A 753-nucleotide genomic window follows, 5' to 3' on the forward strand; every position below is an offset into this window, starting at 1 on the left:
GGGCCCGGCGCAGGCGCGCTCGGCAGCTCGGGCAGCGCGCGACGTGCGGCCGCAGCGCCCCCAGGTCCTCGGGCGTCGCCCGTCCGCCCGCGAGCCGGTCGATCCGCGGCGCGGCGGCGGCGCAGCCCTCCCCCGCGGCGATCCCGCGCAAACCGCGCCGGAGACTGGCCCGGCCCTCGTTCAGCGCGCGGTCGACCTTGCGCCGCGACCACGAGAGCTCGCGTGCGATCTCGTCGTAGGTCAGGCCCTGCGCCTGCAGCCAGAGCGCGCTGCGCTCCTGCGGCTTGAGCCGCGCGAGGGCCTCACGCGCGAGGGCGATCTCCTCGCCGCGTGCGATCCGCTCGTCGAGCCCGTCGCCGGCGCCGCGCAGCGACAGCCGCCAGTCGTCCGGATCCAGGTCGCCGACGCGGACCCGCCGCTCGCGCACGCGCAGCGCCTCGTTGCGGGTGACGGTCATGAGCCAGCCGCCGACGGTCGCCGGCTGGACCTCGCGCTGGTGGCGCAGGAACCGCTCGGCGGCCGCCTGCACCGCGTCCTGGGCGTCGTCCTCGCAGAGCGACAGCCGGCGGGCGGTGCGCAGCATCAGCGTCGCGTGCTCGGCGAGCGCGGCCGCGACGTCGATCGTCCCGGGCCGGCCGCGGGCCGCGGACGGCGGCCGGTCGCGGGCCGCCGCGCCGGCGACCCTGGCCGCGCTGCGGCGGCTCCTCGGCGAGCTGCGCACGACCACCGTGCCGCTCGGCCCCGCCGCCCGCG

The 753-nt window shown here is 80.1% G+C and carries 1 protein-coding gene and 1 pseudogene; one reads left to right on the forward strand and one right to left on the reverse strand.

The genetic code is table 11. From position 1 onward, the window contains the following. Window positions 1-583 (reverse strand): RNA polymerase sigma factor (locus tag PAI11_RS23540; RefSeq protein ID WP_211656657.1); only part of this gene is annotated, 583 nt, incomplete at its 3' end. Between PAI11_RS23540 and PAI11_RS27955 the strand changes: the two are divergent. After that, window positions 573-753: pseudogene (locus PAI11_RS27955) on the forward strand (two-component sensor histidine kinase); the annotation flags it as partial. The gene PAI11_RS23540 and the pseudogene PAI11_RS27955 overlap by 11 nt on opposite strands.

This window comes from Patulibacter medicamentivorans, from assembly GCF_000240225.1.
In the GTDB taxonomy this organism is placed as follows: Bacteria; Actinomycetota; Thermoleophilia; order Solirubrobacterales; family Solirubrobacteraceae; genus Patulibacter; species Patulibacter medicamentivorans.